Source organism: Pseudarthrobacter sp. W1I19 (genome assembly GCF_030817835.1).
In the GTDB taxonomy this organism is placed as follows: Bacteria; Actinomycetota; Actinomycetes; order Actinomycetales; family Micrococcaceae; genus Arthrobacter.
Map to the genome: position 1 here is coordinate 4,410,122 of NZ_JAUSZR010000001.1, position 25,473 is coordinate 4,435,594.

Here is a 25,473-nt window from a genome sequence, read left to right on the forward strand (position 1 = left end):
ACAGTAAGACCGGACCTGATACCGGTCCCGACTGCTGGAGAGGGAGGTGTTTCTGATGACTGTCACTGTCGCTCGCCCTGAGCGCTCCGCACCCTTCATCCAAACCCCTCCCCTGCACCGCACCTTCGCCGCCTGACCAGCGGAGCGCCGAACACCAAGGCCGTCACTGGCTGGTGCGCAGGGGGCATACCCCGAGGTATCACAGTGAACACTTCTTCAGGCCACGCCCTGGACAGCACTTCAAGCAGCACCACTTCCAACAACAGCCCGTTCCTCTACGGCTACACCCCCGCCGTCGCCCAGCACTTCGACAACCATCCCCTCCCCCAAGCCACCGGACGCGGCCGGGTGGTCCGTGTGGACCGCAACCTGCTGCTCGTGGCGGCGGGCGGGGACCTCCTGCACCTGCCCTATCCGTTGACCGGGGAAACGGCAGTCACGGGCGACTGGGTATGGACCGGCCCCAACCGGGCCGGCGGGCGCCAGATCCTTGGCGTCCTCCCCCGCCGCACGGAACTCAGCCGCAAACGCGCCTTCGAGGACTCCTCCGCCGCGCAGGTCCTGGCCGCCAACATGGACATGGTGGGTGTGGTGGTGCCGGTGGACCGGCCACTCACGCATAACCGCCTGGAGCGCACCCTTGTTGCGGCCTGGGACTCGGGCGCCACTCCCCTGGTGATCATCACCAAGGCGGACCTCGCCGCGGTGGCGGACGACGTCGTCGGCAAAGTCATCCTGCAGGCGGCGGGCGTGAACGTGGTCACCACCTCCGCGGAGAACGGTGACGGCATCGACGAACTCCTGGCGCACATTCCGGCGGGCGGCACCATCGTCCTGCTGGGCCCGTCCGGCGCCGGCAAGTCCACGCTGATCAATGCCCTGGTGGGGCGTGACGTCCAGGACACCGGGGAAGTGCGGGCGGGTGATTTCAAGGGCAAGCACACCACCACGTCGCGCGAACTGGTGCCGCTTCCCAACGGGACGGTGCTGATGGACACGCCCGGCGTGCGCGGCTTCGGGTTGTTCGACGCCGAGGACGGGATCGGCGAGATGTTCAGCGACGTGGAAGTGCTGGCCGCCCGGTGCAGGTTCTCGGACTGCGCCCACCAGGGCGAGCCCGGCTGCGCCGTGCAGGCCGCGATCGCTGACGGCGTCCTGGAGGAGCGCCGCTGGCACAACTACCTGAAGCTGCAGCGCGAACTGGCCGCCCTGGCGCGCCGGAGCGATGCCGCGGCCCAGCGTGCCTACCAGCGGGAGTGGCACCAGAAGGTGGTGTCCGCCGGGAAGTCCCAGCGCTGGGCGGAACGCGAAACGGCGGAAAGGAAGGAAAGCTCCGGAACCAAAGGAAGGGCGGGGAAGCGCCGCTGAGGACGCGGATGGCGTGTGCTATGCCCCGATTCAACGTTGTAAAATTGCATACACTGGCCTGCGGGCCGCAGGAGCAGGGGGACAGCGATGGCAGCAACACTTCACGACGTGGCCCGCGTGGCAGGTGTGTCCTTCAAGACCGTCTCCAACGTGATCAACAACCACCCCCATGTCAGGGACACGACCCGCGCCAAGGTGGAACAGGCCATCGAACAGCTGGGCTACCGGCCGAACCTGACTGCCCGAAGCCTGCGCTCCGGCCATACGGGGGCCATCACGCTGGCGCTGCCGCAGCTGCGCCTTCCCTATTTTGCGGAACTTGCGGACGCCGTGATCGAAGCGGCCGCCAAGCGCGGCCTGGTGGTGCTGATCGAACAAACGGGCGCGGACCGCGCGCGCGAACTCGAGGTGATGGCCAGCCCCCGGCTCAAGATGTCCGACGGCCTGATTTTCAGCCCGCTGGCACTTGGCCAGGAGGACGCGGACCTGATCCGGGCCGACGTGCCGATTGTCCTCCTCGGCGAGCGCATCTTCGGCAGTTCTTCCGATCACGTCACCATGCAGAATGTCCCGGCCGCGCGGGCCGCTACCGAACACCTGCTGGACCTTGGCAAGAAGAGGATCGCCGTGGTGGGTGCCCATGAGGGCGAGGTCATCGGCTCGGCGGGCCTGCGCCTGCGTGGGTACCAGGAGGCCCTTGAGGGCCGGGGCATTCCGTACGACGACGGCATCGTGGCCTACGTGGTGGACTGGCACCGCTCCAACGGCGCGGCAGCCATGCACGACCTCCTGGACCGCGGAGTAACCTTCGACGCCGTCTTCGGGCTGAACGACACCCTGGCCCAAGGTGCCGTACGCGTACTGCAGGAAGCCGGCTTCCGCGTCCCGGACGACGTCGCCGTGATCGGCTTCGACGACCTGGACGAAACCCGCTATACGCTCCCCACCCTCAGTACCGTGGACCCCGGCCGCACGGAAATCGCCGAGACCGCCATCCGGATGCTGCTGGAGCGGATCAAGGAGCCCGCCGGAACGCCGCCGCGGGAGATCGAAACGGCGTTCCGCGTCGTGGCGCGTGAGTCAACCCTGGGCGGCGCGGCGACGGGTGCTGCGTAGGCCTTATTCCCAGCGCGCTTGAGGCCAGCCGTCCTCCCAGGCCAGCTCGGCAAGCCCCAGGCGGAAGGCGCCGTCGAGCTCTTCCGCGTAGTAGTGGAAGGCGAGCGTGGTGCCGGAAACGGACTGCCCGCCGGGCCCCACGCGCCCGCCGTCGGACACCAGAACGGGGGTGCCGCCGCCGTCGAGCAGCCCCTTTCCTTCCGCGTCCAGGTACGGTCCGGTGATGCTGTCCGCCCTGCCCACAGCGATGTTGTAGGTGCTTTCCAGCCCCTGGCAGCAGAAGTCGCGGGAGAAGAACAGGTAGTAGGCGCCGTCGTGCGGGAGGATGTAGGGTGCCTCGATCGCGTTCGGCGGTACGTTCCGGTCCGCGACGGTTACCGGTTCTCCTGTCCCGGCCCGAAGGCCTGCCGGCCACTCAAGTTCCACCAGCTGCAGCCCGGTCCAAAAGGAACCGAAGGACATCCAGGGGGTGCCGTTTTCATCTTCCGCGATGCCGGGATCGATGGCGTTGAACCGCTCCCCCTTGGACGAGATCACCTGTCCGCGGTCCACCCAGCCATAGTCCGGATCGGCGGGATCAAGGGTTGTGTTGGTGGCCAGGGCGATGACTGAGAGGTTTTTCCCGAAGGTCGAGGCTGAGTAGTAGAGGTACCAGGTGCCGTTATGCTCGTAGAGTTCCGGCGCCCACAGGTTATCCACGCCCGGAACCGCTTCCTTGATCCAGGCGGGCTTTTCCGGCCACACCTCGCCCGCGTACTCCCAGTTCACGCCGTCATCAGAGCGCCGCACCTGGATGTTGCCGTCCGCCACCTGCCCGTTCCCGGTGGAGTAGATGAACCAGGGTTTGCCGTCCTCCCCCTTGACCAGCGCGGGATCGTGCGTGAAGAAATCTCCCGTGAGTTGGGCGGGTTTTGTTTTGGCGGCCGGGCCGGGGGCGGCACACGCTGCCAGCACCAGGACGATGATCACGGCAAGTGCCGCTGCCACCCATGCCCGGGGCGGGCGGCCGGCAGCGGCACCTTTCGTGCGGGACAGCATGTCAGCCGAGGGCGACGGCGGACCAGGACACGGGCGGCAGCGTCACCGTCAGTGTGCCGCCGTCCAGGACGGCGCCGTGAAGCTGCTTCAGGCCCACCCTGTCCTGGTCCTGGAGGGTGTTCTTGGCGTACACGTCTTCATCGTGGAGGGTGACCGCCTCGGTGATGACGGTCGCGTTGAGTTCGGCGACGTTGATGGTGACGTCGATGGCCTCGGTCTGGCTGCGGTTGACCAGGAAAATGGCTGATTCTCCGGTGGCGGCGTCGGTGGTTGCCACCGAGTCCACCAGCGGGGCCTCGCCGTAGACAGCCGTGGTGTAGGTGCCGGCCTCGATTCTGGGGCGCAGCACCTCGCCCTTTGCGAGGCGCGACGTGACGGAGAACGGGAAGAATGTGGTCTGCCGCCAGGTAGCGCCGCCGGGTTCGGTCATGATGGGGGCGATCACGTTCACCAGCTGGGCGAGCGAGGCGGCCGCAACCCGGTCGTGGTTTTTCAGGAGCGTCATCAGGAGGGTGCCGAACACCACGGCGTCGGCCACGGAGTAGGTGTCCTCCAGCTGGCGCGGCGCGTGCGTCCACTCCTCGTTGACCTCGTCGGAGGCCTGGTGTTCGTCCAGGTACCAGATGTTCCACTCATCGAAGGAGAGCTGGATGGTCTTCTTGCTCTTGAGCTTGTGCTTGACGTGGTCAGCTGTGGCCACCACGGTCTCGATGAAGTACTGCATGTCCAGTGCGGACGCGAGATAGGAACCCAGGTCCCCGTTGCGTTCCTGGTAATAGGCGTGGCAGGAGATGTAGTCCACGTAGTTGTAGCTGTGCTCCAGGACCACGCGCTCCCACTCGCCGAACGTGGGCATGGAGGATCCGGACGAGCCGCAGACCACCAGTTCCAGGTTCTTGTCCGCGGTCTTCATGGCAGAGGCTGTCCGGGCCGCGAGCTTTCCGTAGTCCTCGGCGGACATGTGCCCGATCTGCCAGGGGCCGTCCATCTCATTGCCCAGGCACCACATGCGGATGTTGTAGGGATCCTTGGCCCCGTTCGCGATGCGCTGCTCGCTGAGGGCGGTGCCCGAAGGATGGTTGGTGTACTCAAGCAGGTCAAGGGCCGCCTCGATGCCGCGCGTGCCCAGGTTTACGGCCATCATCAATTCAGAGCCGGTGAGCTTGCACCAGCGGGCGAACTCGTCCAGGCCCACCTGGTTGGATTCAAGGGAGTGCCACGCGAGGTCGCGCCGGACCGGGCGCTGGTCACGCGGGCCTACACCGTCCTCCCAGCGGTAGCCGGAGACGAAGTTGCCGCCCGGGTAGCGGATGGTGCTCGAGCCCAGTTCCTTGACCAGTTCGATGACGTCCAGCCGGAAGCCGTCCTCATTGGCAGTGGGATGGTCCGGCTCGTAGATGCCGTCATAGACGCAGCGGCCCAGGTGCTCCACGAATGAGCCGAAGATGCGGCGGCTGACCGGCGCCACGACGGAGGCCCTGTCGATGGTCACGACGGTGGGTGCCACAACGGCCAGTTCCGTCTGGTCGGCAGCAGCTGAGGTGATGGTCATTGGTGTGTTCCTATTCTTTATAACGTTATAGAAGATGGGTAAGCAGGATGGATCGGTAGGTAAGGAGCTTTCAGGCGGGGGAAACGGCGGCAGGTACCAGACCGGCAAGCCGCTTCCCCACCAGCCATCCCGAGATCAGCAGGGGAACGGACGCCCCCACAAGGGGCACCAGCACGGTCATCCCGGAGAAAACCACTGTGATGGCCGCCAGGGTGGCCAGCAGGGACAGGCTCATCGCCGGCGAAACGAGCGGCAGCATCAAGGCCGTCCGCCAGGTCTTCGCAGCCGTGTCCCGGTAGCGGCTGCAGAGGGCAACAGCGGTTGCCGCCGCAGCCGTGGTTCCCAGCGCGGCTACGGTCGAAAGCGTCAACAGGACAGCGTGCGCGGCTGGCGGGATGCTGGTTCCCGCCGGTCCCAGCAGGGCCAGGAAGTCCAGGCACAGCACCGCGCCGGCAATCCAGAAGACGCTTCCCACCCGGTTGGCGTGCCGGAACTGGAAACGGTAAGCAGTGATGAAGTCCCGGACCAGGCGGTCGGTGGCCGTTTCACCCCGGAGCCTGCCCAGGACCGCAGTAGCGGCAACGGCCGAGGGGAACACCCCGAGCACCACCAGCCCGGCAAGGACTCCGGCCACGAACAGCACATTGACCAGGACCAGCCGGGCTGCGAAGCGGAGCCAGTCCATGAGGCGTCCTGCCCAGCCCATTGGAGCATCATTCACAGCCCGGCCTCCCGGGTTCCGCTCCAGATAACACCGTGCTGGTCTATGCCGCTGAAGGACAGGGCGGCCCGGCCCCGGGCCCAGTCCCAGGAACCGAAGACCACTGCATCGAGTTCAACCGCGCCGCCGGGCGGATACCCGTGACGGTACGCAGCCGGACCCGGACGGGAGCACCGGCGGACGAAGCCCCGCCTCGACTGGTGCTTTCGAGGTCCATGGGCACCGACGCAACCAGGTCTGCGGATTCCGGCGCGAAGCGGAGAACCTGCCACGTTCCTGCCACCGGAACGGGGGCGGACAGCACTTCGTGCTCCTCGCCCGCGTAGGGCTGGGGGGAGACGACTGGCCAGCCTGCCTCAGTGAAGAAGACCCGGCGGAGCTGGACCACATGCTGGCTCGGATCCGCGGCGAAGCGGACGTGATGTACCGCAAAGTATTCCGTCCCGTCCGGACCCGCCTGGGTCAGCACTGAATTGTGGCCGGGGGCAAGCCAGCCCGTGCCGCCGTCGAACTGGTAACTGCCAAGCACCTTGGTGCCCACGGAAACAGGGGGCACAACGACGTCGGTCAGCCGGTTTCCGCGGAAGTCGCGGTAGGGCCCGGTGATGGAGTCTGCGATGCCCACGCGCATGTTGTAGGTATCGAAGAGCGAATCGTAGGAGCAGAAGAGGACATAGCGGTCCTCCTCCGGCCGGTACAGGACAAAGGCGCCTTCTACAGCCCCCTCCACTGACGCAGGCCCGCGGGCGATGACTGTCCCCAGATCGTTGTCCACAAGGGGCAAACCCGTTTCCCGGCTCAGGGGCAGCGCGTAGATACCGGAAAAGAAGGAGCCATACGTCAGCCAGGGTGCTCCTTCGGCATCAAAGGTTACTGCCGCGTCTATGGCGTTTTGGGAATGTTCACCCGATCGGGTCGCTGCCACCAGTCCCCGGTCCTCCCACGGGCCACGCAGGGACGATGAAACAGCCAGTCCTATTGCCGACGTGTTCGATCCGAACGTTGAGGCGGAGTAGTACATATGCCACCCGCCGCCGGGCCATCGGACCATCTCCGGTGCCCACAGTCCGCGCGCTCCGGACCAGTGGGCTGCCGCCTCCGGCACGCCGTCGAGTGCAGTGCCGACGTACCTCCACTCGACGAGGTCGGAGCTCGTCCTGATATGCACTCCGGCCGGTATATCTTCTGCGTTGGCGACGGCGTCGGTGGAGAACATGTAGTAGGTGCCGTCGTGGTCCCGGACCACCGTGGGGTCGTGGGCGTGCCGAGGCCCCCAGGAGGAGGGCGCCAGGCCCGCGCCCGCAGGCAGCGGCAGCAGCTCCGGGAAAGTTGTGATGTCAGTGGCCATGGTTCAGCCCTTTGATCCTGAGAGTGCGATGGATTCAATGATCTGGCGCTGGAAGACCACGAAGACGATCAGCACCGGCAGGAGCGCCACGAAGGATGCGGCCATGATCAGGGGGTAGTCCGTCTGGATGGCGTACTGGGCGTTGAAGTTGGCGATGACCAGCTGCAGCGTCTGCGTGCCCGGTGAGTTCAAGTAGATGATCGGTGCCAGGTAGTCGTTCCACATGGCCATGAACCAGAGGATGAACTGTGCGGCGAGGGCCGGACGGATGGCCGGCAGGATCAGCGTCCAGAAAATCTGCAGGTAGGAGGCACCGTCGATTCTGGCAGCTTCAACGATCGAGTCGGGGATGCTGTTCAGGAACTGGCGCAGGAAGAAGATCATAACGATGTTGCCGAAGAGTCCGGGAACGATCAGCGGCAGCAGCGTATCCACCCAGCCGATGCTGGCGAAGATGGTGAACTGCGGAATCATGAGAGTGGGAAACGGGATCATGAGTCCGGACAGGAGTCCCAGGAAGAGCACGTTCTTGAAAGGCATCCGCATCTTGGCGAAGGCGAAGGCAGCGAGCGCGGAGGTGAGCGAACCAACGATGGTCACCGAGCCTGCCACGATCAGGCTGTTCTGGATGCCGGTGAGCAAGGGGCCGGCAGTCCAGATACGCGCATAGTTTTCCCATACAAACGGATCCGGAATCCACTGCGGCGGAAGCTCAAAGACGCCGTCCTTGGTTTTCAGCGAGGTGGAGAAGGTCCAGGCAAGCGGGGCAATCATCACGATGGCGCCAATGCTGAGGATCAGGGTGGTGAGGATGTTGCCCAGGCGGAGCGTGTCCCTGGTGGACCTCGGCCCGGCACCCCTCCGCCCTGACGCGGAGTTTCCGGGACCCCCGGTGCTGCCCGGAATCTCCTGGGCGGGTTCCAGCGGGGCAGTGGTGATGACGTTCTGTGCGGACATGGCTGCCTGCCTCAATCGATCGAGAACTGGTTGCGGCGGTTGAGCCGGAACTGGATGAAGGTGATGACGAAGACCAGCAGTCCCAGGACCACAGACATGGCGGAGGCGTAGCCCATCTGAAGGTTGTCGAAGGCTTTTTGCCAGATGTACCAGACCACGGACGCCGACTGGAATTCAGGTCCGCCGGTGGGCGTCATGATGTTGATCTCCACGAAGATCTGCGATCCGCCGATGATGCTGGTGACGATCAGGAAGAAGGTGACCGGCCGGACCATGGGAACGGTGATGTGCCGGAACTGCTGCCAGGCGGTGGCACCGTCCAGCGCCGCTGCCTCATAGAGGTAGCGGGGCACCGATTGGAGGGCGGCGAGGTAAAGAAGCATGGAATATCCCAGCCCCTTCCAGACCGCCATGATGATCAGTGCCGGCTTGACCGTCGTCGTATCCTGCAGCCAGTTGGGCCCGTCGATGCCGACCAGCGCAAGGCCCTGGTTGATGAGGCCGAAGTCGCCATTGAAGGCCCACTGCCACAGGATGGCGACGGCGGCGATCGAGGAGATGACGGGCAGGTAGTAGACCGTGCGGAAGAAGGTGGTGCCGCGCATCTTGCGGTTCATGGCCAGCGCCAGGCCCAGCGAGATGACCAGGCCGATCGGGATCCCGATCATCATGTACAGCGTGTTCCACAGCGACTGCAGGAAGTAGCGGTCGCCGAACATCTTCGTGTAATTGTCCAGGCCTTTGAAAACCGGCGCGGAGATGCCGTTCCAGTTGGTAAAGGACGCATAGACCGAGAAAAGGAGCGGGAAGAGCGTAAAGAGGAGGAACCCGATCACCGGTATGGCAACAAATGCAAGGGCGGCCTGGTGTTCCTTCCGGTGGAGCCGCGAGCGGCGGGGGCCCGTGGTGGTTGTTGTCATACCGGTGATCCCCCTTAGTTGCCGGCCTGCTGGTTGGCAGCATCCAGGAATTCCTGCATCCTGGGCTGCGCTTCCTTCAGGTAATCGGCCGCGGTCTGCTTGCCGTCCAGGACAGGCTGGATATTGGTGAAGAGTTCGTCGTACCACTCCGCGTTGAACGTGTTGCCACCGGGCAGGGCGCGGCCATAGTCCTTGACGATCTGCAGGAACTCGGCCTTGTTGGCGGGCTTGGTGCTGGTGTCGGCAGCCCAGGTTTCGGCCATGTCCTTCAGGTTGGGGATCTGGATGCCCGCATCCACAAGGCTCTGCTGCGCTTCCTTGTTGGCCGTCAGGTACTCCACCAGTTTTACGGCTTCCTCCGGGTACTTGGTGCTCTCCGAAACCGCGACGCCGAGAGTGCCGATCCAGCTGGCCGTCTTGCCGGTGTCTCCGGCCGGGTAAGGGATGACATCCCATTCAAAGCCCAGCTTCTGGTAAGTGGAGAGATCCCAGGGGGCGATGGGGAAGAACCCGATTTCGCCCTTCATCCAGCGCTGGTAGGTGTCCAGGGTCTGGGCTTCAGCCACCGAAGGCGTCACGCCATGGACGTTCTGCAGGTCGGCAAACCACTGCAGCGACTCTGCAAACTCCGGGGTATCCACCGTGACTTTGGTGCGGTCCTCGTTGAGCCAGTCCCCGCCGTTGGACCAGACAAAGGGTTGCAGGTTCCACTGGACGTTCAGGCCCGTGCCCCACTGGTCCAGGGTGCCGTCGCCGTTGGTATCGGCCGTCAGTTTCTTGGCAGCGGCCACGAACTCGTCGAAGGTGTAGGGCTTGTCTTTGTCCGGCAGCGGAATTCCGGCTTTCTCCAGCATCGTCTTGTTGTAACCGAAGGAGAACGGGCCCACGTCCTTGGGAAGGGCGTAGATGGCACCCTCGCCTACCCTTTTGCCGTCGTAGCGGTAGCTGTCCACGCCGTACTCCCAGATATTGTCCAGGTCGATCGTGTCCGAGCCCTCCACGTACTCCGTGATGTCCTTGACGATTCCGTTCTGTACATAGGCCTGGACGTCGCCGGGCCCAATGTAGAACACGTCCGGGACCTGCTTGCCGGCAATCGCGGCCTTCAGCTTCGTGGCGTACTGGTCAGCGGTGGTAACGATGATCTCCACGTCCACGCCATTGGCGGCTTCGAACTGCTCCACGGCCTTTTCATAGGCCTTCTTCTCGTCTTCACCTCCGCGGAACATGAAGGTGAGCTTCTTCTCGCCGCCGGCGTCCCCGCCGGTGGGGGCGGAGCAACCGCCGAGCATAAGGCCAGCGGCAGTAAAAAGCGCCAGGGTTACGGCCATGGGACGTGACTTCATCATCACGCAGTCCTTCCGGGTTGGTGGAGCAAACAAGTGTATGGGCTGAACTGAGCGGTACCGGACCCCGCCGGCTGCGGTAGAAGGCGTTCGACGCGGGGCTTTTGCAACGTTGTAAGAAACCTTCACACAGCAGCGGAGGAATCGTCAAGGGCCCCACATTGAAATGCCTGGACCCCACCGCCCCTCCCCTTGACGCGATCCAGGTCACATGCCATATTTTCGTTACAACGTTGCAAGTTTCTTGACCGCGGCCCGGTGCCGCTCCACTCCCCGAAAGGAAAACGTGATGATGAAGTCACGTCCATGGGCGCTGCGCGCTGCAGGGTTGGCTGCAGCTCTCGGCATCGCCCTCACAGCAGCAGCGGTTCCGACGACGGCCAGCCCCATCAGCTCCCCGGCCGCAGCACCGGAAAATCGGCAGGCACCGGATCCCCTTACCGGATGGCCCGCGAAGGAGAAGATCCAACCGGACCTTCCGGGCGGCAAGACGGTGGTGGGCCAGACCTCCCCTATCCATGACCCCGCGCTGATCATCGCCCCGGATGGCACCTGGTACGTCTACTCCACGGGACGGGTCAACCGGGAAAACGGCGGCACCATCCAGATGTGGGCATCGCACGATGCAGGAACCACCTGGGAATACACCGGGACCGTGTGGGACCGGATTCCGGCCTGGATCGATGAGCACTTCTCCGACGGCGAGCTGCCGGGCAATCTCTGGGCTCCCGAGATCACCGAACACAACGGCACGTACTACCTCTACTATTCGGCCTCGCGGTTTGGCGGCAGCAACTCCGTGACTGCGCTGGCCACCAACACCACCCTTGATCCCAACCACCCGGATTATGAGTGGGTTGACCAGGGGCTCGTTGTTTCCTCGCCGGTGACCGGACTCGATCCCGGCAACCCGGGCAAAACCTTCAACGCCATCGATGCCGGCATCATCGAGGATGCTGACGGCACGCCTTACATGGCCATCGGCTCATTCTGGTACGGCATCTTCCTGGTTCCCATCGAGTGGCCCAGCGGGAAGCCGGTAGCGGACTGGCAGTCCAAAACCGTGAATATTGCGGACCGTTTTATGCCCGGAAACCCTATCGAGGCGCCCTACATCACCAAACACGGCGGCTACTACTACCTGTTTACTTCGTTCGATTCCTGCTGCCGCGGGGGCGACTCAACCTACAAAGTGGCCGTGGGCCGGTCTGCTTCCGTGAAGGGCCCCTACCTGGACAAAGAGGGCCGCGACATGTTTGGCGGCGGCGGTTCTGTGGTGCTGGATTCGCACGGAGCCATCACCGGGCCCGGCGGCCAGTCGGTCTTCGGTGACTACCTCGCGTTCCACTACTACGACGGCTCCAACCAGGAGATCCCGTACTTCCCCACCCTGGGCGTGCAGAAAATCGAGTGGGTGGACGGCTGGCCGGCATTCAACCAGACCGTGGAACTGCCGGCGGTTGCCAAGCAGCCCAGAGCCGAAAGGGCCGGGGACGGCAAAACTGCCAGCTTCAGTGCCACCGCCACGGGAACGCCGGGTCCGGTTGCTGTCTGGGAGACCTCTTCCGACGGCGGCGCGAACTGGCAGAGGATCCGGACCCGGCCGGTGACCAGACATACGGACGAAGGCACCTACCGCTCGACCCTCGAGCTCCCCTCCCGGCTCCCCGGAGACCCGGACCTGCTGGTCCGGGCGGTGTTCCACAATGCCCACGGCAGGGTGACCACGGACGCCGTCGGACTCTCCGCCAAGCGGTAACGGGCGGCAGCAAGGAAGCACGATGGCGTCAAAGCCGGGGAGCAACAGCCGGAGGCGGACCACCACCTGCCATGGCAAAGGGGATCTCCTGTCCGTCCAGCTCCTGTCGGTCCGTCCCGGGGAGTATGGTTCGGTCATGGACATCATCCTGGTTCCCGGTTTCTGGTTGGACGCCTCCTCCTGGGCGGAGGTGACGCCGGCCCTGGACGCCGCAGGCCATCGGACGCATCCGCTCACCCTTCCCGGCCTGGAGTCGGTTGACGCCGACCGGGCCGGGATCGGCCTGCGGAACCATATCGACGCCGTGATTGCCGCCGTCGACTCCCTGGAAGGCAGGGTTGTGCTGGTGGGGCATTCGGGGGGAGGCGCCATCATCCATGGCGCCCTGGATGCCCGGCCGAACCGGGTGGAGCGCGCCATCTATGTGGACAGCGGACCCCTGGGCGAAGGGGGCGTCATCAACGACGAACTGAAGGCCGACGGCGACGACGTTCCGCTGCCGCCCTGGGAGGAGTTCGAGGACGCGGACCTGGTGGATCTGGACGAGGGGCTCCGCCAGGCCTTCCGGGCGCGGGCCATCCCCCAGCCCAAGGGTGTTGCCTACGACCAGCAGCACCTTCACGACGAGCGCCGCTATGACGTCCCCGCCACTATCATCGCCTGCGAGTTTCCGTCCTCCATGCTGAGGGAATGGATCGACGGCGGCCACCCTTTTGTGGCGGAACTGGCCCGGATGCGGGACGTGGAGTACGTGGACGTGCCCACCGGTCACTGGCCGCAGTTCACCAAGCCGGCTGAACTCGCCGGCGCCATCCTCGCGGCGGTGGAGCGGACCGCCTGACCGGCTGCTCCTGGGCGCGGTAGCCCGCCGTCGTCATTGTCCGCCCCCGGCTGTACACTCAAAGCATCGAACATATATTCGAATTAGGGTGTGTTGTGGGCGTTATTATCGGTCCCCGTGTGATAGATGCGGGACTCTCTTTGCACCTGGCCTGGCTGTCCCCGGTACCGGTGGCAGCGGGATATCCCTCGCCCGCCCAGGACTACTTTGATGGCCGGATAGATCTGAACGCACACCTGATCAAGGACATCACCAGCACCTTCGTGGTGCGGGTGACCGGGGACTCCATGGAGCGTGCGGGGATCAGCGACGGGGACGAACTGATCGTCAACCGGGCCCTTGAGCCCCGGGACGGCTCGGTGGTGGTTGCAGTGCTGGACGGCGAGCTGACCATTAAGCGGCTGCGGATCACCGCGCGGGGCGTGGTGCTGCAGGCTGAGAACCCCAAGTACCCGGACATTCGGGTCTCGGCGCTGAGCGAGCTGACCATCTGGGGTGTGGCCACCAGGTGCCTGCACCATGTGTGAGAAGTTGCCATGAAGCCCGCCATCATGCGGCAGATGCCCGAGATCGCCCACGTGGACGTGAACTGCTTCTACGCCAGCGCCGAGCGCGTCTTTGACCCCTCCCTCGAGGGAAAGCCGCTGATCGTGCTGTCCAATAATGACGGGTGCGCTGTCACCCGCTCGCCGGAGGCGAAGGCGCTGGGCATCCAGACCGGCGATCCCTGGTTCAAGCTCGCGCCCCGCGCCAGGGAGTGGGGGCTCATCGCGAAATCCAGCAACTACGAGCTGTACGGGGATATCAGTGCCCGGGTCATGGAACTGCTGGGCCGGTACTCTGCCTGGCTGGAGGTGTACAGCATTGATGAAGCCTTCCTCGGCGTCAAAGGCAGCCCGGAGCACCTGCTGGAACTCGGCCGGACCATCAAGGCTGTTGTGGCGCGGAACGTGGGAGTGCCCGTCTGCGTGGGCATCGCCCGCACCAAGACGCTGGCCAAGCTCGCCAACAAGTGGGCCAAGCACAACCCGGCGTTCGGCGGCGTCTGCAGGTGGGACTCGGTACCGCCTGATCAGCAGGAGGTCCTGATGGCCAGGCTTCCGGTCATCGAAATCTGGGGCGTGGCAACGCGGATCACCAAACGCCTGAACGCCATGGGGATCCAGTCCATCCTGGACCTCAAGCGCGCGGACCCCGTCAGGATCCGCGAGCGCTTCTCCGTGGTGATGATGCGCACCGTTCTGGAGCTGCAGGGCACACCGTGCATCCCCATGGAAGAGGCTCGGATCGGCCGCGACCAGCTGATCTTCTCCCGCTCTTTTTCCACCCCGATCACCACGGCGCAGGACGTGCGGCAGGTCCTCAGTATCTACGCCCAGATGGCCAGCGGGCGGCTGGCCAAGCACAACCTGCAGGCGAAGCTCCTTACCGCCTTTGCCGGGACATCGCACTTCAACGCGCAGCAGACGTCGTTTCCGTCCGTCTGCGTTCCGCTTCCCATGCCGACGGCGGACCCGGTCATCCTCACCAAGGCAGCCCATGCGCTGCTGCCGGCCATCGTCGAAGGCACCAGGTACGCCCGGGCGGGCATCATGGTCACGGACCTGCGGCCCAGCGGCAACCAGAAGCCGCTGGAACTGTTCGAAAACCCGCACGAGGAACGGCAGATCGGGCCGCTGCTGGAGGACATCACGCGCCGCTACGGCCGCGGATCCATCGGCCTGGGCCATGCCGGGATCCGCGGCGGACCGGACTGGACCATGAAACGCGGGATGCGCTCCCCCCGGTACACCACGCACTGGGACGAACTCCCCCTGGTCAAGGCAGCATGACCGAAGGCCTACAGGCCCTCCGGATCCTCTTCCTCCTCGGGAGCCTGCTCTTCAATCAGCAGCGCCGTCCCCTGGTAGGCACCAAGCTCGATGAAGAAGCTGTGCAGGTCATCCACCTGGCCCACCGTCTCCTCGGTGAACAGGTCCCGCACCCCCGCACCGGCCTCCAGGTAACTGGAGTTGACGCTGCCCATGATGCTCTCACCGGAGAAGTTCAGGACCGTCACCTGGATCTGCCCGGACGCGAGCCGGTGCACCATCACCAGCAGCCCACGCTGGGAAACCTGCGGAACGTCCAGGAGCACGCCGGTGGCAATGCCCCACTCCTCACGAACCTTGAGGATCTTCTGGAGCCGCCGCGCGAAGGACCCTTCATCTTTGAGCTGCTCGGGCAACGGCCCGTACAGGCTGCGGGCCCGCGGCATTCCCGAGGCCGAGACGGTCGCTTCGGCGTTGGTACCCATCAGGTCGTGCGCGCCGCGGTTGATCCAGCGGGTGTCGCCTTGGGAGGTGAGCTCCTGGACCTGTGCCCTGTCCAGGGTGGTGGTGCCCACCATGTCCCAGCCGGACAGCGCGAAGACGCCGGGCTGCAGTGCGTTGTACATGGCCAGCAGCAGGTGCGCTTCCCGCACCGTATCGATCTGCTCGGCGGTGAGCGCGGAAATATCCTTGATGCCAAGGGCCGCCGTGATCACGCTGACCGTGGTGCAGGCGATGCCGTTGGTGGTGAACACGGCGTTGTAGGGGCCGTTCTCCCCCGTCAGCGCATTCCGCAGCGTTTCCTGGACATGCTCTGTCAGCTCCGCGCCGTTCATTTCGGCGCCGGCGAGCTCGAAAACGTCGTCCTTGTGCCGGGTGGCAAAGTGCACCAGTTCGTAGGTCAGTTCATCGTGGTTCTGCAGCGCGTGCACCAGCGACGCCTGGTCCACACCGATCTCCATGGCCAGGCGCAGGGTCAGGCGCAGGAACTCTGTGTCCTGGGTGACCAGGGCGTAGTGGTATCCGGGGCGGGTGATGAAGTCGTAGGACAGGTCCGGCCCGGTTTCCGACGTGGCCTTGATGTCGTCGATGGTGAGGTTCAGTTCCTGGAACGTGAAGCCGCCCACCTTGCGGACCATGCTGCCGATCAGCTGGTTGGCTGCCTCGGAGAGCGGGTGCCCCTCGGACCAGCCCGGCTGTTCCTCGGCGCTCTTTTCCACCCCGAGGAAGCCGTTGGCGTCCAGGCGGAGGGCACCGGTGCCCAGGTCGAGCAGCGAGTGCAGGGCGTCGCCCACCACCAGGCGCATACCGGAGAACGTGGGATCCAGCCAGTTGATGGAGGGCTGGCCGGCCTTGAAGTAGTGCAGGTACACCCAGCGGCGCTTCTGGCCTGTGGTGTCCACGATGGCCCGGGTGGCGCTCCAGTTGGTTTCCTTCACGCCGGGTTCGTAGAAGATGACCCGCTGCAGCCTGCCAATGATGTACCCCGCCTGCTGCAGCGCCAGCTCCGCGTCGGGGCTGATGTTGACCGAGTCCTCGCCCGGCGGGACGTCCGGCAGCAGGTGCCAGTCCGATTCCGGGATATCGATCATGTGATAGATGCCGGGATAGTCGCGGTAGTTCATCTCTGCGAGGCGGAAGTCCGCACCCTTGCCGGTGTGCCCGGGAACGATGTCATCGATGATGGTGCCGTCGTGTTCGCCGGCCACCTCGCACATCCGGCGGAACTCGTCTTCCTCGCCGAACAGGGGGTCGATGGCCATGCTGATGCGGTCAAAGTGGCCGTCCACGCTTGGGGTTTCCCGCCACCCCTGCAGCCCGCCGGCTTTCTTCACGGGACCGGTGTGGATGGCCCGGATGCCGATCTCGCGGAACGTTTTCCACAGCTCCGGGTCGCCCAGCGCTCCCAGGAACGACTGCCCCGGGGTGGTCATGAAGGACAGCGGATAGGCGGTGAACCAGACGGAGGCGCGTTCGACGGCGGCGCGCGGGTTGGGGTGCGCGTAAGAGTGCTGCCACATGCTGGCCTGCCCCGAGAGCTGCCGGGCCAAGACGTTGGCATCGCCGAGCATCGCCTGGTTTCGCAGCCACTCCACGTAGGTTTTGTTCAGGCCGTCCAGTTCCAGGGACGGTGCGTTGGCGAAGTACTGCCGACGGCGGGCCACGGGACGCAGTGCCTTGGGCCGGGCCGGGTAGAACTTCTCGTCGAAAGTAATTTCCGGAGCTTCGGGCACCTCCGACGCCTCTGTCTCCTCGATGGATCCTGCCGGTTCTGTCACCGCTGCAGCCTCCGGCCCAGTCGCGTTGCCGGTTTCGCCGGCCTGTTCTACTGCATCGGCCCCAGGCACGCTGGTGGTCGCTTCTCCCAGATCAGACACTGAGTTCCTCCCTCAACTCGACTGCATCCCACTCTGCCACGATTCACGCGCACGCCGAACGGCACCGACCGACGAATTTCAGGCGCGCGGCTGTTCAGGATGCCCGTACCCGGATACGCCGATGGAAATGCACTCCCTGCGGGGAAAGCGTGCGCTCCGTGGAAACGCCTTGACACCGCGGTTTGTTAGCGCTGACAGTTGAGAAAGCGAATTCTCGTCCCCCACCGGAAAGCTGACTTTTGAAGAACTGGGCAGGCAACCTCGAATACTCCTCCGCGTATGTTGAACGGCCGGAATCGGTAGCGGAACTGGCCCGGATTGTGCAGCGCGCGGGCCGGATCAAGGCCCTTGGCTCCCGGCACTCCTTCAACCGGGTGGGGGACACCGACGGCGTGCATGTGCTGCTTGATGCCCTGCCGCAGCAGGTGGTCCTTGACCGGCAGCGAAGCACTGTAAAGGTCAGCGGCGGAGTCAGTTACGGAGCCCTGTGCCGCACACTGGAGCAATCCGGGATGGCCATCCACAACCTGGCGTCACTCCCCCATATTTCCGTGGCCGGAGCCGTCCAGACCGGAACCCACGGCTCCGGGGTGAACAACCCCTCGCTCGCCGGGGCAGTGGAGTCGATCGACCTGGTCCGGCCCTCGGGTGAATGCGTTACGCTGACCCGCGCGGACGGGGACGAGTTCCTGGCCACCGTGGTGGGCCTGGGAGCCTTGGGCATCGTTACGGGCCTGGAGCTGACGGTCCGGCCCAGCTTTCAGATGCGCCAGCGCGTCCTGGAAAACCTGCCGTGGGAACGGGCGCTGACGGACTTCACAGACATCATGTCCAGCGCCTACAGCGTCAGCCTGTTCACGGACTACGCCGGTGAAACCATCAGCCAGGTCTGGCTCAAGGCGCTGGACCAGGAGCCGCCGCTGGCTGACCTGTTCGGCGCCACCGCCGCCACGCTCCCCCATCACCCGCTGCCTGACATGTCCGCGGAAAACTGCACGATCCAGCTTGATGAGCCGGGACATTGGCTGGACCGGCTGCCGCATTTCCGGCACGAGTTCACGCCCAGCAAGGGCGAGGAGCTGCAGAGCGAGTTCATCCTGCCGCTGGAGAATGCGCCGGAGGCACTTCAGGCGGTCCGCGGCCTGGCGGACAAGCTGGCGCCGTTGCTTTTTGTTTCGGAAATCCGCACAGGCGCCGCAGACGAGTTCTGGCTGAGCCCCTTCTACCGGCAGCAGAGCGTGGCCCTGCACTTCACGTGGAAGCCGCTGCAGCCCGAGGTTGAGGCTCTCCTGCCGGAACTCGAGGACGCGCTCCGGCCCTTCGGCGCCCGGCCGCACTGGGGCAAGCTGTTCTCCCCGGCCGGGCACGACTGGGAGGCGCTGTACCCCCGCTTCGCCGGATTCCGGTCACTGGCCTCTTCCCACGATCCCGAGGGCAAGTTCCGCAACGGACTGCTGGACCACGTCCTGGGAGTCCCCGCGGCGAGCGGCCGGTAAGGGCCGGTAACCCGCGCACCGGCCGGTTGTTAGGGTGGAACCATGAAACGCCGACTTGCCGCCCTGTCCGCCGTCCCCCTGATGCTGCTGCTGGCGGGCTGCGGAGCCGTTGAGGAAGCCGCCGGGAATGCGGCGAGCGACGCCGCGTCGAAGGTGGCCACGGCTGCCGGGGAGGAAGTGAACCGGCAGATTTGCGCCGTTGTCCAGGACGGCCTGGTCAGTGTGGAGGACAAGCGGGCCCTCGGCGGGCTGGTGTCGGCTGCCCGCACCGCCGGTGTCCCCGCTGAAATTACGACGCCGCTGGGCGAGATTGCGGAGGCCGGAGACCAGGTGCCGTCCGAGTCCGTCCAGGCCCTGCAGGATGCCTGCGCAGCCTGAGTGCACCCAGGGGATTGGGCCGGCACGGGACCTCTTGAATTCCCCCTTTTGACCGCCGCCTCCTGGTGCTACCGTGAAATGACGAACTAGTAAGCCTGTGATACTAAATTCACGAGCGAAGGAGATCGTCATGGCTGAACGCGGCAACACCAAACACGGCCGCATCCTCGATGAGGAGCTGAAGCACGAAACCCAGGGCGCGGTCCATGCAAACCAGCCTCCCCACGCGGAGGAGTGGCGCGAAACCGAGCCTTTCCCCGACGACACGGATCCTGCTGAAGTCCAGGAGGCCCTAAATCCCGTCCCTTCCCCCGATTCCATTAGCGATGAGGAGGAGGAACAGTGACACGGAGCCTGAAAGAGCACGCGGACCGGTACCGGCTCCCCGGCCCCTGGTGCACCGCCTATGTGGACGCGGGAACAGGCACCGTGGACAGTCTGGAAGCAAGCGATGTCCGGCCCGGCAATGTCCGGGCCGCCCTGGAAGCGCAGGGGGCCTCCGCGGCGGACCTTGATGCCGTGGAGCAGGCCCTGCAGCCCGAAACAGGCATCCCCTCCCCCGTGTCCCGGTTCGTCCTGGTTCACCAGGGAAACGTGGAGATTAACGAGGTCCTGCCCGGCGCGCTCGTGCTGCCGGAACGGATATCGGTGGATTCCATCCCGGACCTCCTGCCGCTGGTCAAGCACCGGCCGGAGGAATTTCCCTTCGTTGTTGCCGAAGTCAGCCGCGAACACGGCGAGATCCGGCTGCACTATGCGGGAGCCGGCGCTCCGGCGAGCACCGAGGAAGTCCAGGGCGATACCCAGCACATCAAGAAGTTCCAGGGCGGGGGCTGGGCCCATCTCCGCTTCCAGCACCACACCGAGGACGTGTGGCGCCGCAACGCGGACCAGGTGGCCGGGGAAATTGACCGGGTGGTGGGCAGCAGCGGCGCCCGGCTGGTGATCCTTGCCGGCGACATCCACGCCCGGAGGCTGGTACAGGAGCAGCTCTCCAAGGCCACCCAGGCATTGGTGTCCATGATCGATTCCCACACGCACACAGCGGGTGCGGATGAGAGCCTCCTCGAAGACCAGGTCAACCAGCGCGTCGCGGAACAGTGGGCCGCCGAACAGCAGGAGATCATGGACCGGCTCGCCATGCAGGAAGGCCAGGCCAATCCTGAGTCCGCCACCGGGATCGGGGCGGTGGTGCACGCCCTGCAGCAGGCCCAGGTGGAGGTGCTGATCCTTGACGACGCCGCACTTTCGGAGCGGACCCTGCTGGCACTTGATGCCGAGCCCTGGATTGCCCTTGCGGAGGAGGAGTCCCTGGGGGCCGGCGTTCTGGGCAAGGTCCCCGCTCCCGCAGCCCTGCTTCGGGCGGCCTCGCTGACAGATGCGCGGGTGCTGCTGGTCCCCGGCCCGGTCCTGCCGGAAGGTGCCGATGTGGCAGCCCTGCTGCGCTGGTCCACGGGCCCGGAAGTGCCGTCGTCGTAAGTCATCCCCAGCAGCAAGCGAACTGACAGGAAGGAAGGCAGCTATGGCAATTGGAAATGACAACGAGGACCTTGCCCCTGGCGGCGTGATCCTCCCCGAAGAGGATGCGCTGCCGAATCCCACGCGAACGGGCCACGGCAAAATGCCGGAGGACGTGGACGACGACGCGTACGAGGCTGCAGCCGAACAGGAGCGTGTTGCTGCCGGCCTCGCCGACTACGCACCAAGCGACGTTCCTCCGGCAACGGATCCACTGCCGGCCGAAGCTTCCGAAGCCGCCGACCTGGCCCAGCGGGGGCTGCTGGAGGACAATGACGCGACCGGAAGCGGAAAGCAGGAGAACAACAAGTAGCTGGAGCGCAGGGAGAGGGGCAGGGCCGCAGCCCTGCCCCTCTCCTGCGCTATCTTTCTGTGCTCACTGGTGCGGGTGGTCGAGCCCGCGAAAGCCATGGCTGCGCGCACCCGGAAACCGGCGAGGAGTGCGGTGGTGTTCGGGCGCAACAAAAGGAACCACCTCCGGGTCCCTGCCGGGCGGCACCGCCCGGATGAACTTTGTGAGCTCGTCCTGCAGAACCTTCCAGGAGATCTCCGGATCGTCCGGGTAGGCGTCGATTTCCGCCTGCCGGGCCGCCTCGAGGGCCGCCCGGCCGAGGTCGGTGAGTTCGACCCTAAACTGCCGGCGGTCTGTGGACTGGCGGGTCCGGGTGATATGCCCTGATCCTTCCAGCCGGGTGAGCACCCTGCCCAGGGTCTGGCTCTGGACCCGGACCACTTCGGCAAGCTGCTCCTGGTTGAGTGGTCCGGCTGCCAGCCCCTCCAGGGCTATAACAGCTGCACGGGTCAGGCCAAGGGGCGCCAGAGCATCATCCTGACGCCGCTGGACCAGGCGTGCCGCCAGCGTAATAAGGCGGTAGCTGTTCCGTGCATCCGGATCGAGGTTGCTCGTCATCGGCCGCGGCCTTCCTGTTGGTGGCGAAGTGCAGGTGTAGTTACCCCTTCATGCGTCGCTACCTACCTACAATAAGCATGCTTAGCATCCTGTTCGCAAGTACGCTTACTATCCACCCCGCCACTGGGCCCTTGAATCGGGAACCTCCCAACGCGCCCCCTTGCAATCCAAATGGGAAGTGTGCTTAGTATCTAACTAGTAACCCTGCTTACTACCTATTGCCAGCATTGCTGGTTCTTGATCGCCAGCTGACCCTTTGCGAAAGAGAGCATGATGACAGAGAACCAATGGCCCCAGACTCCCAACCCCGCTATCTCGGACCCGTACGGTGCTTCCGAAGTGGGTGTTGAAGATACTTATGCCACCTCAAGCACTCCCGGCACCGGCGGCACCTCCAAGAAGGAGGCGGCAAAGGAAGAGGCTTCGAATGTTGCCGGCCAGGCCGCCACTGCAGCCCAGGGCGTAGCCCACACCGCGAAGGACGAAGCTGCCAACGTCGCCGCCGAGGCGAAGAGCAATGCCCAGGATCTGCTGTCCCAGGCAAAGTCGGGGCTGACCAGCCAGGCCGGTACGCAGCAGCAGAAGGCCGCCGAAGGTATCCGGACCATCTCCAGCCAGCTGCACAGTATGGCCAGCGCCCCCGAGCAGCAGGGCGTGGCCAGCGACTTGATCCGTCAGGCTGCGCAGCGCAGTGAATCGGTGGCTTCCTGGCTTGAAAACAAGCAGCCGGGAGACCTGCTCGGCGAAGTCCAGAGGTTCGCCCGCAACCGGCCCGGCACCTTCCTCCTGCTGGCAGCAGGGGCCGGTGTCCTGGCAGGCCGGCTCACCCGCGGCCTCGCGGCAGGGGCAAAGGATTCCCAGGGTGCCGTGCAGTCCACCCCGGCCCAACGGCCGGTTCAGTCCGCCCCGGTGGCTCCACTCCATCAGGAGACGGTGTACGCGGCAGGAACTGATGACCTCTTTGATGAGCCGGTGGTGGGTACGGGAGCGCCGGTTTCCACCTCCACCCTCCCCTCGGGAAGCACGGAGGACACCCCGCTCCGGTTCGAGGACGACCCATACCGTGACGAGGACGGCAGCTACCACGCTGCCGACGGCACCTACAGGTCAACGGAAGGACGCCAGCTGTGAGCAGCCAGATTCCGGAGCCTGCGCCGAGTGAGGCGCATGTAAAAGCGGATAACGCGTCGTTGGGTGAGTTGCTGGGTGAGGTGACCCGGGATTTGTCCACCCTGATGCGGCAGGAAGTCGAACTCGCCAAGGCCGAGGCCAAGCAGTCGGCCACCAAGGCGGGTAAGGGCGCCGGGATGCTGGGCGGTGCCGGCGTGGCCGGGCACTTCGTCCTTCTCTTCCTGTCCCTGGCCCTGATGTTCGCCCTGGGCGCCCTGATGCCGCTGGGCTGGGCCGCTGTGATCGTCGCCGTGATCTGGGGCATCATCGCCGCGGTCCTGGCCTCGATCGGGCGCAAAGAACTCAAGCAGATCAAGGGCATGCCCCAGACAGGCGAAACACTCTCCGAAATTCCCCCAACCCTAAAACCAGGTGAGGTAAACCGATGAGCGATAACCCGGACGCAATCCGTTCAGACATTGAAGAAACCCGCGCCCGCCTCGGCACCAACGTGGACGCGGTCGCCGACAAAGTCACCCCGTCGAACATCGTCCACCGCCAGACCGACAAGGTCAAAGACGCCGTCACCGGAGTCAAGGAGCGAATCATGGGAGCAGCAGACTCAGCAACCAGCTCGGCCCGGGCCACCGCCCACAATGCAGTCCACTCCGGCACCGGACAGACCAGCGGTGCCCTGCACAGCACCGGGGACACCCTGCACGGGGCCAAGGACAACGTCAGCGCCAAGCTCAGTGACGCGGGCACCGCGATCTCACACGCACCGGACCAGGTCAAAACCAAAACCCAGGGCAACCCCCTGGCCGCGGGCCTGATCGCGTTCGGCGCCGGGATGCTGGTCTCGTCCCTGATCCCGCCCAGCCAGAAGGAACGCGAAGCGGCCCAGCAGCTCAAAACCGCCGCCGAACCCCTGGCCACCCAGGTCACCGACGCCGCCAAGGACATGGTCCAGGACCTGAAGGAACCAGCCCAGGAAGCGATGGAGAACGTCAAAGCCACCGCCACCGAGGGCGTCCAGAACGTCAAATCCGAAGGCCAGGGCGCAGTCACCGACGTCAAAGACCGCGCCACCGACGCCAAAACCAACGTCCAAAACACCTAGGCTCTACCCAACGTAGTGACGTTCCAGGTCCAGGAAGGCCGGCTCCGCAAGGGGCCGGCCTCCCGGCGTTTGCGGCTCTTTGGCCGGGAAGTGCTAGCGTTTGCCCTTTTTCCGCGAGCCCTTGCCGCGGCCCTTGTCCGGGTTGGGCGCGTAGCGCTGGGCAACCTTGGGTGCCTTCTTGCCTCCGGTGCCGCGCCGGTCCGGCTTGGACTCCTTCTTCACCTTGACGGGCTGGGCGGACGGCTGGCGTGAGCTTTGGGCGGTCCTGCCGCGCACAATCCCGATGAATTCCTCGATCACTTCATCCGTGGAATCGGTGGGCCACGCAACGGCAATTTCCGTAGTTGGCGCCCCTGTCAGCCGCCTGGCAACCGTGTCCTTGACGTTGAAGTGCCGGGCCACGGACATGGGCAGGATCGCGAGCCCCGCACCGGTGGCCACCACCTGCATCGCGGCTTCCGGACCGCCGAGTGCGGTCACGTCCAGGAAGCTCTCCTGTTCCAGGTCGGCGAGCGCCACTTCCTCGAACACCGAAATCTCGTGACCCTTCGGCGCCACCACCACGGGCTGCTCCTCATACAGCGGAATCACACTGAGGTCCTCGCGCTCCACCGGCAGGCGGACGAAGCTGAGGTCCGCAGAACCGTCACGCAGCACCTGGACCTGCGCGCCGTCGTCGGACATAAAGGCCTGCAGCGGAACGTGCTGCACCCGCTCCTCCCAGCGGCGGATCCACTTGCCCGGCGTCACTCCCGCCACGTAGGCGATACGGAGGACGCGGGGAGCTTCCTCGACGGCGGGATCGGCAGAGCCCGTCGGAGCGGCGTCTGGCTGGGGGGTGTTGTCGGTGGGCACGTCCTCACAGTACCGTCCGCCCGGATACCCTTGAAGCATGACCTCTGCAAACTCCCAGTCCATGAAGCCGGCCACCGTTGCCAAGAAACTTGGCATCTACCTGCCCGCAACACCGCAGGAGTTCCAGGAATCCACCATCACGCGCGAGGAGTTCGCCGAACTCCAGGTTAACCCACCGGAATGGCTCGCCGAACTGCGCCGCAACGGCCCGCACCCCCGCCCGGTGGTGGCGCAGAAGTTGAACGTCTCCATCAGCGGCCTGGCACGCGGCGGCGTTGAAGAAGCATTAACGACGGCGGAAATCACCGCACTGCTGCAGGCTCCCCACGGCGTGGCTGGTTACCGAGCGCGCCACGCACGCCGCCGTCCGGGCCGAGGCCCAGCGCGTGAAGGAAGAAGCTGCCAAGAAGGAAGCCAAGCGCGCCCGCGCCTAAGCGCGTTCCAAACCGGGGCTTGTTCGCAAATCCGAACCTTGATGGTCCGGATCCGCGGACAAGCCTCTGTTGCGTCCGGAGACGTCTTGGCTTGTTAGTCCTGGTGCAGCTGGACGAAGTTCCCGCAGCCGTCATCGAACACGGCGCTGATGCCGGAGGGATCCTCCGCCGGCTCGCTCTTGAAGGTGACACCGGCCTTGACCAGCCGCTCGTACTCCGCCCGCACGTCAGGGACGCCAAAGACGATGGCGGGGAGGCCGGCGTCGTGCACGGCATTCATGTAGGTGGCGCCGATCGGGTTGTCGCTGGGTTCCAACAGCAGGCCCACCGAGCCCTGGTCCGCGCCCGGGTCCTTGATGATGAACAGGTTGTACTCCGGCATGGCCATCAGCGTCTCGAAGCCCAGGGTCTCCGTGTAGAAGGTGTGGGCGGCCGCGGGATCCTGGACGTGGATGCTGCACATTTTCAGTCTCATGGCTCCCACCGTACGTGGCTTG

Annotated in this window: 25 protein-coding genes and 1 pseudogene; 15 read left to right on the forward strand and 11 right to left on the reverse strand. The window is 65.2% G+C overall.

The genetic code is table 11. From position 1 onward, the window contains the following. Positions 1–204 precede the first annotated feature (204 nt). Together rsgA and QF038_RS20405 are read left to right on the forward strand one after the other, a co-directional pair. Positions 205–1,368, forward strand: coding sequence for a ribosome small subunit-dependent GTPase A (gene rsgA, locus QF038_RS20400; RefSeq protein ID WP_307612768.1), 1,164 nt, complete (start codon positions 205–207; stop codon positions 1,366–1,368). A gap of 87 nt (positions 1,369–1,455) precedes the next feature. Further along, positions 1,456–2,484, forward strand: a complete 1,029-nt coding sequence (locus QF038_RS20405; RefSeq protein WP_307612771.1) for a LacI family DNA-binding transcriptional regulator — start codon at positions 1,456–1,458, stop codon at positions 2,482–2,484. A gap of 3 nt (positions 2,485–2,487) precedes the next feature. Here the strand turns inward: QF038_RS20405 and QF038_RS20410 are convergent, their stop codons facing one another. The 7 genes from QF038_RS20410 to QF038_RS20440 form a co-directional block, all read right to left on the reverse strand. After that, positions 2,488–3,522, reverse strand: coding sequence for an arabinan endo-1,5-alpha-L-arabinosidase (locus QF038_RS20410; protein ID WP_307612773.1), 1,035 nt, complete (start codon positions 3,520–3,522; stop codon positions 2,488–2,490). 1 nt (position 3,523) lies between these two features. Beyond that, the gene (locus QF038_RS20415; protein WP_307612775.1) at positions 3,524–5,074 is read right to left on the reverse strand and encodes an alpha-N-arabinofuranosidase; all 1,551 of its coding nucleotides are present in this window, start codon (positions 5,072–5,074) and stop codon (positions 3,524–3,526) included. Positions 5,075–5,144: 70 nt separating this feature from the next. After that, positions 5,145–5,795: a YesL family protein gene (locus QF038_RS20420; protein ID WP_307612777.1), complete on the reverse strand. Its 651-nt coding sequence runs from the start codon at positions 5,793–5,795 to the stop codon at positions 5,145–5,147. 43 nt (positions 5,796–5,838) lie between these two features. Beyond that, the gene (locus tag QF038_RS20425) at positions 5,839–7,143 is read right to left on the reverse strand and encodes an arabinan endo-1,5-alpha-L-arabinosidase (RefSeq protein WP_307612779.1); all 1,305 of its coding nucleotides are present in this window, start codon (positions 7,141–7,143) and stop codon (positions 5,839–5,841) included. 3 nt (positions 7,144–7,146) lie between these two features. Beyond that, complete coding sequence (locus QF038_RS20430; RefSeq protein WP_307612781.1) at positions 7,147–8,100, reverse strand: carbohydrate ABC transporter permease; 954 nt, start codon at positions 8,098–8,100, stop codon at positions 7,147–7,149. A gap of 11 nt (positions 8,101–8,111) precedes the next feature. Continuing rightward, on the reverse strand, positions 8,112–9,020 hold the full coding sequence (locus QF038_RS20435; protein WP_307612783.1) for a carbohydrate ABC transporter permease: 909 nt from the start codon (positions 9,018–9,020) through the stop codon (positions 8,112–8,114). A gap of 14 nt (positions 9,021–9,034) precedes the next feature. After that, positions 9,035–10,369, reverse strand: a complete 1,335-nt coding sequence (locus tag QF038_RS20440; protein ID WP_307612785.1) for a sugar ABC transporter substrate-binding protein — start codon at positions 10,367–10,369, stop codon at positions 9,035–9,037. A gap of 286 nt (positions 10,370–10,655) precedes the next feature. On the opposite strand from QF038_RS20440, the gene QF038_RS20445 reads away from it, so the two are divergent. The 4 genes from QF038_RS20445 (at position 10,656) to QF038_RS20460 (ending at position 14,798) form a co-directional block, all read left to right on the forward strand. Beyond that, positions 10,656–12,125 carry an arabinan endo-1,5-alpha-L-arabinosidase gene (locus tag QF038_RS20445; RefSeq protein ID WP_307612787.1) on the forward strand — a complete coding sequence of 490 codons (1,470 nt, stop codon included), beginning with the start codon at positions 10,656–10,658 and terminating at the stop codon, positions 12,123–12,125. A gap of 136 nt (positions 12,126–12,261) precedes the next feature. Next, the gene (locus QF038_RS20450; protein WP_307613545.1) at positions 12,262–12,966 is read left to right on the forward strand and encodes an alpha/beta fold hydrolase; all 705 of its coding nucleotides are present in this window, start codon (positions 12,262–12,264) and stop codon (positions 12,964–12,966) included. Positions 12,967–13,061: 95 nt separating this feature from the next. Continuing rightward, positions 13,062–13,493 (forward strand): LexA family transcriptional regulator, encoded by a 432-nt coding sequence (locus tag QF038_RS20455; protein ID WP_307612789.1) that lies wholly within the window; start codon positions 13,062–13,064, stop codon positions 13,491–13,493. 24 nt (positions 13,494–13,517) lie between these two features. After that, positions 13,518–14,798 (forward strand): Y-family DNA polymerase, encoded by a 1,281-nt coding sequence (locus QF038_RS20460; RefSeq protein WP_307613546.1) that lies wholly within the window; start codon positions 13,518–13,520, stop codon positions 14,796–14,798. A gap of 8 nt (positions 14,799–14,806) precedes the next feature. On the opposite strand, the gene treS is transcribed toward QF038_RS20460, so the two are convergent. Beyond that, the gene (gene treS / locus QF038_RS20465; RefSeq protein WP_307613547.1) at positions 14,807–17,056 is read right to left on the reverse strand and encodes a maltose alpha-D-glucosyltransferase; all 2,250 of its coding nucleotides are present in this window, start codon (positions 17,054–17,056) and stop codon (positions 14,807–14,809) included. 338 nt (positions 17,057–17,394) lie between these two features. Here treS and QF038_RS20470 point away from each other — a divergent pair, with 338 nt between their 5' ends. The 5 genes from QF038_RS20470 to QF038_RS20490 all read left to right on the forward strand — a co-directional run bounded on the left by QF038_RS20470 (position 17,395) and on the right by QF038_RS20490 (position 20,860). Next, positions 17,395–18,651 (forward strand): D-arabinono-1,4-lactone oxidase, encoded by a 1,257-nt coding sequence (locus QF038_RS20470; protein ID WP_307612791.1) that lies wholly within the window; start codon positions 17,395–17,397, stop codon positions 18,649–18,651. A gap of 42 nt (positions 18,652–18,693) precedes the next feature. Then, a complete protein-coding gene (locus tag QF038_RS20475) occupies positions 18,694–19,029 on the forward strand; it encodes a hypothetical protein (protein ID WP_307612793.1) in 336 nt (111 codons plus the stop codon). A gap of 130 nt (positions 19,030–19,159) precedes the next feature. Further along, positions 19,160–19,375: a hypothetical protein gene (locus tag QF038_RS20480; protein WP_307612794.1), complete on the forward strand. Its 216-nt coding sequence runs from the start codon at positions 19,160–19,162 to the stop codon at positions 19,373–19,375. Next, positions 19,372–20,508 carry a Vms1/Ankzf1 family peptidyl-tRNA hydrolase gene (locus tag QF038_RS20485; RefSeq protein WP_307612796.1) on the forward strand — a complete coding sequence of 379 codons (1,137 nt, stop codon included), beginning with the start codon at positions 19,372–19,374 and terminating at the stop codon, positions 20,506–20,508. The genes QF038_RS20480 and QF038_RS20485 overlap by 4 nt, the downstream gene beginning before the upstream one ends. A 43-nt stretch (positions 20,509–20,551) precedes the next feature. Beyond that, positions 20,552–20,860 (forward strand): hypothetical protein, encoded by a 309-nt coding sequence (locus QF038_RS20490; RefSeq protein ID WP_307612798.1) that lies wholly within the window; start codon positions 20,552–20,554, stop codon positions 20,858–20,860. Between the two features lie 63 nt (positions 20,861–20,923). On the opposite strand, the gene QF038_RS20495 is transcribed toward QF038_RS20490, so the two are convergent. Continuing rightward, positions 20,924–21,457, reverse strand: a complete 534-nt coding sequence (locus tag QF038_RS20495) for a MarR family winged helix-turn-helix transcriptional regulator (RefSeq protein WP_307612799.1) — start codon at positions 21,455–21,457, stop codon at positions 20,924–20,926. Between the two features lie 273 nt (positions 21,458–21,730). On the opposite strand from QF038_RS20495, the gene QF038_RS20500 reads away from it, so the two are divergent. From QF038_RS20500 to QF038_RS20510, 3 genes are read left to right on the forward strand one after another with little or no spacing between them, the layout of a single operon-like run. Then, complete coding sequence (locus QF038_RS20500) at positions 21,731–22,588, forward strand: hypothetical protein (protein ID WP_307612801.1); 858 nt, start codon at positions 21,731–21,733, stop codon at positions 22,586–22,588. Next, on the forward strand, positions 22,585–23,016 hold the full coding sequence (locus tag QF038_RS20505; RefSeq protein WP_307612803.1) for a phage holin family protein: 432 nt from the start codon (positions 22,585–22,587) through the stop codon (positions 23,014–23,016). Before QF038_RS20500 ends, QF038_RS20505 begins: the two co-directional genes overlap by 4 nt. Beyond that, positions 23,013–23,687, forward strand: coding sequence for a DUF3618 domain-containing protein (locus QF038_RS20510; protein WP_307612805.1), 675 nt, complete (start codon positions 23,013–23,015; stop codon positions 23,685–23,687). The genes QF038_RS20505 and QF038_RS20510 overlap by 4 nt, the downstream gene beginning before the upstream one ends. 93 nt (positions 23,688–23,780) lie before the next feature. On the opposite strand, the gene QF038_RS20515 is transcribed toward QF038_RS20510, so the two are convergent. Beyond that, positions 23,781–24,617, reverse strand: a complete 837-nt coding sequence (locus tag QF038_RS20515) for a LysR family substrate-binding domain-containing protein (protein ID WP_307612807.1) — start codon at positions 24,615–24,617, stop codon at positions 23,781–23,783. On the opposite strand from QF038_RS20515, the pseudogene QF038_RS20520 reads away from it, so the two are divergent. Next, positions 24,580–24,976: pseudogene (locus QF038_RS20520) on the forward strand (DUF5997 family protein). The gene QF038_RS20515 and the pseudogene QF038_RS20520 sit on opposite strands and share 38 nt — an antisense overlap. Positions 24,977–25,070: 94 nt before the next feature. On the opposite strand, the gene QF038_RS20525 reads toward QF038_RS20520, so the two are convergent. Then, the gene (locus QF038_RS20525; protein ID WP_307612809.1) at positions 25,071–25,451 is read right to left on the reverse strand and encodes a VOC family protein; all 381 of its coding nucleotides are present in this window, start codon (positions 25,449–25,451) and stop codon (positions 25,071–25,073) included. Between the last annotated feature and the right edge of the window lie 22 nt (positions 25,452–25,473).